The organism is Candidatus Electronema sp. TJ, from assembly GCF_048287355.1.
Taxonomy (GTDB): domain Bacteria; phylum Desulfobacterota; class Desulfobulbia; order Desulfobulbales; family Desulfobulbaceae; genus Electronema.
This window is the reverse complement of the sequence record NZ_JBLWEP010000026.1, coordinates 14,743-20,760: the sequence shown is the minus strand read 5'-3', so window position 1 is coordinate 20,760 and position 6,018 is coordinate 14,743. Positions and strand designations below refer to the sequence as shown.

Genomic DNA, 6,018 nt, shown 5'->3' with positions numbered 1-6,018 from the left:
TGTTGTCATGATGCAGGCCGATGTAGACCGTGCCGACAGGCTTGTCCGCTGTGCCGCCGTCCGGCCCGGCAATCCCAGTCACAGCCACAGCAGCAGCCGCGCCGCTGCGCTGGGCCATGCCTGCGGCCATCGCTTCCGCAACCGCCGCGCTGACCGCGCCGTGCTGCCGCAGCAGCTCCGCATTCACGTTTAAAAGGCGTTCCTTAAGCTGATTGGAATAGGCCACCACACCGCCCGCAAACCAAGCGGAGCAGCCCGGCACAGCAGTGATTTTCGCGCTGATCAGACCGCCGGTGCAGGACTCCGCGACCGCGAGCGTCAGCCCGCGCCGCAACAGCAGCTGCCCGACCGAATTAGCCAAGCTCTCTTTATCCGTGCCGTAGAGATGTTCGCCCAAGGCCGCGCGGATGCGCTGATCGGCATCGGCAAAGGGCAAATCCGCGCCGCTGGTGGTCAGGCTGACATGCACTTCGCTCTCAACAGGATAATAGCCAATGCTGATGCCCTCTTCCTGCTCCAAAAGAAGCAGCCGCCGGTTGATTTCGCATTCAGGCAAGCCCGCTGTGCGGTACAGTCGCATCTGCACGGCATTGCTGCTCCCTCCTGGCCAGAGCGCAAGCCTTGGCAGGACAGCCTCTGTCAGCAGCTTGACCGCCTGGCCGGGCACGCCGGGCAGAAAGAAAACCGGCACCGAGTCATGCACCAGCAGATGGCCGCAGGTCCGCGCTTCCAGATTGAGCATTTCCGCGCCCTCCGGCAGCCAAGCCAGCCGTTCCAAATCCGACTGGCAGCACGCGTCGCCCCAAGGCTGCGCCTGTATTCTTTCCAGGATTTCCCGGCGCAGCGTGGCGGGCCGTCCCAAAGCCTCGGCAGCGGCTTCATTAGTCAGGTCGTCGCTGGTCGGACCAAGCCCGCCGGTGACAAGAACGAAGTCCGCCCGCCCTATCGCCCGTTTCAGGGCTTCGCCGATCAGCTGACGCGTGTCGCCGACCGTGTGCATGGCCAGCACGGTGTGTCCGGCCAGAAAAAGCTGCCGGGCCGCGAACGCGCTGGTGGTGTTGACAATCCGGCCTGAAGTCAGCTCGTCGCCGACCGCGATGATTTCCCCGATCATTCTCCTGCCTTTCCGTGCCTCTGGGTTGCGGTTCGTGTTTCAGCCTGTCAGTCTATCATGAAAAAAAGGAAAGGGAAACAGAGAACAAACTGCCGCGTTGGCTGCGCAGGATTTGACAGCGGCGGCCAATCTGTGGTTCAATGAGCCGATGCCGTCGGCGCGCTGGCGCGGAGCTGGCCGCCATGCTTCTCAATATCTTATATGCAGGAGGTGCGATCATGTACAGCTGGCATGTGGCCGTCAACGGCCAGACCGCAGGCCCCTATTCTCATCAGCAGCTGCTGGCCGGGCTGCGCTCCGGGCAGTTCAGCCGCGCCACGCTGGTCTGGCGCGAAGGCTTCAGCGACTGGCAGGCGATTGAGAATGTGCCGGAGCTGGCCGATCCCGGCTCTGCTGCCGCGCAGATGCCGCCGCCGGTGACAGGCCGTCATGCGCACGAGATTGATTACGAGATCTTCGGCCATGAGATGCAGTTTGTCGAGATCGAGCTGGACCCGCAGGAAAGCGTGATCGCCGAGGCAGGCAGCATGATGCACATGACCGACGGCATCCGCATGGACACCGTGTTCGGCGACGGCTCCGCCAGCTCGCAGTCCGGCGGCCTTTTCGACAAGATGCTCGGCGCGGGCAAGCGGCTGATCACCGGCGAGAGCCTGTTCATGACTGTCTTCACCCAAACCGGCTCCGGCAAGGGCCGGGCCGCCTTTGCCGCGCCCTATCCAGGCAAGATCATCCCGCTTGATCTGAGCACCTACGGCGGGCGGATCATCTGTCAGAAGGATGCCTTCCTCTGCGCGGCCAAAGGGGTTTCCGTGGGCATCGCCTTTCAGAAGAAGATCGGCGTGGCCCTCTTTGGCGGCGAGGGCTTCATCATGCAGCGGCTGGACGGCGACGGCCTTTGCTTTGTCCATGCGGGCGGCACGATTGTCGAGCGGCAGCTGGAGGCAGGCCAGAGCTTGCGCGTGGACACCGGCTGTCTGGTCGCCCTGACCCAGACCGTGCAGTACGACATTGAGTTTGTCGGCAATGTCAAGTCCGCCGTCTTCGGCGGCGAGGGCTTCTTCTTCGCCACCCTGCGCGGGCCTGGCCATGTCTGGCTGCAATCGCTGCCCTTCTCGCGTCTGGCCGGGCGGATCTGGGCGGCCGCGCCGCAGGCTGGCGGCAAAGGCGGCGATGAAGGCTCGGTGATCGGCGGTCTGGCCAATCTCTTCGAGAAATAGGCCGCCGGACAGCGCAGCGCATTCTTTTTCCAGCAGGAGGGCCTTCCCTCCTGCGCAGCCTCCACAGCCCATGAAAGGAATCATCCTCGCTGGCGGCTCAGGCACCCGCCTGTATCCGCTGACCAAAGTGATCAGCAAGCAGCTCATCCCGGTCTACGACAAGCCGATGATCTATTACCCGCTTTCCGTGCTGATGCTGGCCGGAATCCGGGACATCCTGCTCATCTCCACGCCGGAAGACCTGCCACGCTTCCAGCAGCTCTTCGGCGACGGCAGCCAGCTCGGCCTGAGCATCACCTATGCCGAACAGCCCAAGCCGGAGGGGCTGGCGCAGGCCTTCCTCATCGGCAGGAAGTTCATCGGCAGGTCCTCGGTCGCGCTGGTGCTGGGGGACAACATCTTCTTCGGCCCTGGCTTTCAAGAGATCGTCAAGCGGTGCAGCCGCCTGAAGAACGGCGAGGGCGGCATCATCTTCGGCTATCTGGTCAAAGACCCGGAGCGGTACGGCGTGGTGGAGTTTGACGCGCAGCAGCGGGTGATCGGCATCGAGGAGAAGCCAGCCAGGCCGAAGTCGCGCTACGCTGTGCCTGGCCTGTATTTCTACGACAACAGCGTGGTCGAGATCGCCGCAGGCATCAGGCCCTCGGCGCGGGGCGAGCTGGAGATCACCGATGTCAACAGCGCGTACCTGCGGCAAGGGCGGTTGAGTGTCGAGCTGCTGGGGCGCGGCTTCTGCTGGCTGGACACGGGCACGCATGAGTCCTTGCAGCAGGCGGCCAGCTACGTGCAGGCGGTGCAGGAGCGGCAGGGCCTGAAGATCGCCTGCGTCGAGGAGATCGCTTGGCGGCTGGGCTGGATCGACGCAGGGCAGGTGGAGCGCATTGCCGCGCCGATGCTGAAGAACCAGTACGGCCAGTATCTGATGTCCATAGTCAAGGAGGAGGGTGCGCCGCTATGAAACTGCTGATCACCGGCGCGAGCGGGCAGCTCGGCCAGGACTGCGTGCGGCTGATGCTCGACCGGCACGAAATCTGCGCCCTCACCTCCAAGCAGCTCAACATCACCGACGCGGAGACAGTGCAGGGAGCGGTTGCGTGCGTCCGGCCTGATGTGCTGATCAACTGCGCGGCCTACACGGCTGTGGATGCCTGCGAGAACGAGATCAACTGCTGCATGGCGGTCAACGCGCTGGGCGCAGCCAACTTGGCCGCCGCCTGCGCCGCGTCCGGCTGCCGCCTGATCCATATCTCCACAGACTACGTCTTTGACGGCAGCAAGCCTGCGCCTGAGCCGTACACCGAGGAGGATGCTGTCAGCCCGGTCTCCGCCTACGGCAGAAGCAAGCTGGCCGGCGAGCAGGCTATTGCCGAGCGGCTGGAGAACTCCCTTATCCTGCGCACCGCCTGGCTCTACGGCATCGGCGGCAGGAACTTCCTCAAGACCATCCTGCGGCTGGCGCGGGCCAAACGCCCGCTCAAGGTGGTGAACGACCAGCACGGCTCGCTGACTTGGACCATGACCCTGGCGCAGCAGATCGAGCGGCTGCTGGACAGCAGCCTATGCGGCATTGCCCATGCCACGGCGGAAGGGCACTGCACTTGGTTTGAGGCGGCAAGCTGTTTCCTTGAGGCCATGCAGGTTGCCTGGCCCATCACGCCCTGCACCACAGCAGACTATCCCACGCCAGCCCGGCGGCCTGCCAACTCCATCCTTGAGAACCGCCGCCTGAAGGAGCACGGCCTGAACGTCATGCGCGACTGGCGGACAGATCTGGACGACTTTGTCCGCCTGCACCGAGAGGAGCTGCTCAGTTAGAAGAAGCGGCGGTGCCAGACAGCTATGTTCAGCAAGGCCCAGAGGATGTGGTTGTGGTTGTGCCGCTGGCTGCAATGCTCCTCGATGAGCTGGTTGACATAGGCCAGATTCATGTTTTCGCGGATCACGGCTGAGTCGTTGAGCTGCTCGATCATCCAGCCTTTCAGCTCCCCGCGCAGCAGGTGCTTGACCGGCAGGCTGTAGCCCTGCTTGCCGCGCTGGACGATCTTCTCCGGCAGCAGGCCCCCCAGCGCGGCACGGAAGATGTGCTTCGTCTCCATCCCCCTCAGCTTCCAGTCGCCAGGCAGCGAGGCCAGGAACTCCACCAGCACATGATCGAGCAGCGGCACGCGGATTTCCAGCGAGCTGGCCATGGACATCCGGTCCACCTTCATCAGCACTGAGTCGGTCATCATGAAGCGGGTGTCGAGATATATCTCCTGGTTGATGAGGTCAACATCTGCGCCGCAGCGGGCACTGTGCTCGCGCACCAGGCGGAACGGGTCGGCAGTGATGCTGCGGCGGAACTCGCTGCTGAAGAGCTTGGCCGCCAGCGCCTCGCTGAGGAAATACTGCCAGCGCAGGTGCTGGCCAGCCGGGTCAAGGCTTGCGCCCTCGATGAAGCGCTTGAGCATGTTGACCGCCCCCTTCTTCTGCGGCCGATCCGGCAGCAGGGCTGCCATCCGCCCGATCACCTGTTTGCGCACAACTGCCGGCAGCAGCGTGAACCACTCATTCACCCGGCTGGCCCTGAAGCGGTCATACCCGGCGAAGCTCTCGTCCGCGCCCTCGCCGGAGAGGCAGACCGTGACCTGCTCTTTCGCCTGCTTGCAGAGCAGGTAGAGCGGCACCGTCGAGAGGTCGGTCATCGGCTCGTCAAGGTGCCAGAGGGTCTGCTCCACGTAGTCCGGCTTGAGGGAGTCAAGCAGCAGGACATGGTGCTCGGTCTGGCAGTGCTCGGCGACAATCTGGGCGTAGTCCAGCTCGCTGTAGGACTTGTCCGCATAGCCGATGGTGAAGGTCTTGAGCGGCCCGCTGATGTGCCTGCGCATCAGGGCGACTATGCAGCTCGAATCCAGCCCGCCGGAGAGGAACACGCCCAGCGGCACATCGCTGACAAGGTGGCTGGCGACCGCCTGATCCAGCAGCTCGCGCAGCCGTTCCACCGCCTCTGGGAAGGAGAGCTGGTTCTCACTGGGACGGAACTGCAAATCCCAGTATTGCTCGGTGCGGAGCTGGCCGTTCTCCAAGATCAGCAGATGGCCCGCAGGCAGCTTGTGGATGCCCGCGAACATGGTTTCCGGCGCAGGCACAAACTCAAAGCCAAGGTAATCGTACATGGCCTGCGGGTTGATGCGCCGCTCCAGCTGCGGGTCGGCAAGCAGGGCCTTGATCTCCGAGGCGAAGCGCAGCCTGCCGTTCTGCCAGCTGTAATAGAGGGGCTTGATGCCGATGCGGTCGCGGGCCAGCAGCAGCCGCCTGCGGTTCTGGTCATAAAGGGCAAAGGCGAACATGCCGCGCAGGCGGTGCACGCAGCCGTCGCCCCATTCCTCGTAGGCGTGGAGGATGACTTCTGAATCGGTATGGCTGCGGAAGACGTGACCCTTCTGCTCCAGCTGAGGACGCAGCTCCTGGAAGTTGTAGATCTCGCCGTTGAAGACCAGGCAGAGCGTACTGTCCTCGTTGAACATCGGCTGGCGGCCCTGCCCGCTCAGGTCGATGATCGACAGCCGCCGGAAGCCGAGCGAGACATCCTCGCAGCAGAAGCTGCCCTGCTGATTCGGCCCCCGGTGCGCAAGGGTGTCGGTCATCGCCTTGATCAGGCGCTCATCGTTCCATGTGAAACCGCAGATGCCGCACATAGTCTGT

Annotated in this window: 5 protein-coding genes; 3 read left to right on the top strand and 2 right to left on the bottom strand. The window is 63.8% G+C overall.

Going from position 1 to position 6,018, the window contains the following annotated elements; all coding sequences use genetic code 11:
* The coding region (locus ACNKID_RS03485; RefSeq protein WP_417912048.1) for a CinA family nicotinamide mononucleotide deamidase-related protein at positions 1-1,114 on the bottom strand (1,114 nt) is incomplete at its 3' end.
* A gap of 218 nt (positions 1,115-1,332) precedes the next feature.
* Here ACNKID_RS03485 and ACNKID_RS03480 point away from each other — a divergent pair.
* The 3 genes from ACNKID_RS03480 to rfbD all read left to right on the top strand — a co-directional run bounded on the left by ACNKID_RS03480 (position 1,333) and on the right by rfbD (position 4,149).
* Positions 1,333-2,334, top strand: coding sequence for a TIGR00266 family protein (locus ACNKID_RS03480; RefSeq protein ID WP_417912047.1), 1,002 nt, complete (start codon positions 1,333-1,335; stop codon positions 2,332-2,334).
* 70 nt (positions 2,335-2,404) lie between these two features.
* The gene (rfbA, locus tag ACNKID_RS03475; protein ID WP_417912046.1) at positions 2,405-3,292 is read left to right on the top strand and encodes a glucose-1-phosphate thymidylyltransferase RfbA; all 888 of its coding nucleotides are present in this window, start codon (positions 2,405-2,407) and stop codon (positions 3,290-3,292) included.
* Positions 3,289-4,149, top strand: a complete 861-nt coding sequence (gene rfbD, locus ACNKID_RS03470; RefSeq protein WP_417912045.1) for a dTDP-4-dehydrorhamnose reductase — start codon at positions 3,289-3,291, stop codon at positions 4,147-4,149. Before rfbA ends, rfbD begins: the two co-directional genes overlap by 4 nt.
* Here the strand turns inward: rfbD and asnB are convergent.
* The coding region (gene asnB, locus ACNKID_RS03465; protein WP_417912044.1) for an asparagine synthase (glutamine-hydrolyzing) at positions 4,146-6,018 on the bottom strand (1,873 nt) is incomplete at its 5' end. The two genes, rfbD and asnB, sit on opposite strands and share 4 nt — an antisense overlap.

Bases quoted from the DNA above. Each gene is read 5' to 3' on its own strand.
- ACNKID_RS03480 (WP_417912047.1), top strand. From the start codon at position 1,333: ATGTACAGCTGGCATGTGGCCGTCAACGGCCAGACCGCAGGCCCCTAT.
- rfbA (WP_417912046.1), top strand. From the start codon at position 2,405: ATGAAAGGAATCATCCTCGCTGGCGGCTCAGGCACCCGCCTGTATCCG.
- rfbD (WP_417912045.1), top strand. From the start codon at position 3,289: ATGAAACTGCTGATCACCGGCGCGAGCGGGCAGCTCGGCCAGGACTGC.